The sequence below is a fragment of the Thalassovita litoralis genome (genome assembly GCF_900182725.1).
GTDB lineage: Bacteria > Pseudomonadota > Alphaproteobacteria > Rhodobacterales > Rhodobacteraceae > Thalassobius > Thalassobius litoralis.
In genome coordinates this window covers 1-1055 of the sequence record NZ_FXTO01000081.1, presented here as the reverse complement: position 1 = coordinate 1055, position 1055 = coordinate 1, and the positions used below count along the sequence as shown (strand labels likewise).

General features: G+C 62.4%; 1 protein-coding gene. It reads left to right on the top strand.

Going from position 1 to position 1055, the window contains the following annotated elements:
- Positions 1–1055, top strand: a 1055-nt coding sequence (locus FN828_RS20425; RefSeq protein WP_142495136.1) for an AMP-binding protein, incomplete at both ends; no start/stop codon positions are given.

Sequence of the window (1055 nt, the reverse complement as noted above, 5' to 3'; positions counted from 1 at the left end):
AGCTCGGGCGGGTATCTGGTCTATGCGGCGATGACCCATCAATACACGTTCGATTATCACGAGGGCGATATTTACTGGTGTACCGCCGATGTGGGCTGGGTCACGGGCCACAGCTATATCGTTTATGGCCCGCTGGCCAATGGCGGCACCACGCTGATGTTCGAGGGCGTGCCGACCTACCCGGATGCGGGGCGGTTCTGGGCCGTGTGCGAAAAGCACAAGGTCAATCAATTCTACACCGCGCCCACCGCGATCCGCGCACTGATGGGGCAAGGCACGGAATTCGTTGAAAAATACGACCTGAGCAGCCTGAAGCTTCTGGGGTCCGTGGGCGAGCCGATCAACCCCGAAGCCTGGAACTGGTATAACGAGGTGGTGGGCAAGGGCAAATGCCCGATCGTGGACACCTGGTGGCAGACGGAAACCGGCGGCCATATGCTGACGCCGCTGCCGGGGGCGACGCCGCTGAAACCGGGATCGGCCACGCGGCCGTTCTTTGGGGTGCAGCCGGTGCTGCTGGACAGCACGACGGGGCAGGAACTGACCGACACCGCCGCCGAGGGCGTGCTGGCGATCAAGGAAAGCTGGCCGGGCCAGATGCGCACGGTTTACGGCGATCACGAGCGGTTCATGCAGACCTATTTCAGCGATTTCAAAGGCTATTACTTCACCGGGGATGGCTGCCGCCGCGATGCGGATGGCTATTACTGGATCACGGGCCGGGTGGATGACGTGATCAACGTGTCGGGTCACCGGATGGGCACCGCCGAGGTGGAATCGGCGCTGGTGGCCCATGCCAAAGTGGCCGAGGCCGCGGTGGTGGGCTATCCGCATGACGTGAAGGGTCAGGGCATTTACTGCTATGTGACGCTGATGAATGGGGTAGAACCGTCCGAGGATCTGAAGAAGGAACTGCGGACCTGGGTGCGCACGGAAATCGGCCCGATCGCCAGCCCCGACCTGATCCAGTGGTCGCCGGGCCTGCCGAAAACCCGCTCGGGCAAAATCATGCGCCGCATCCTGCGCAAAATCGCCGAAAACGACTTCGGCAGCCT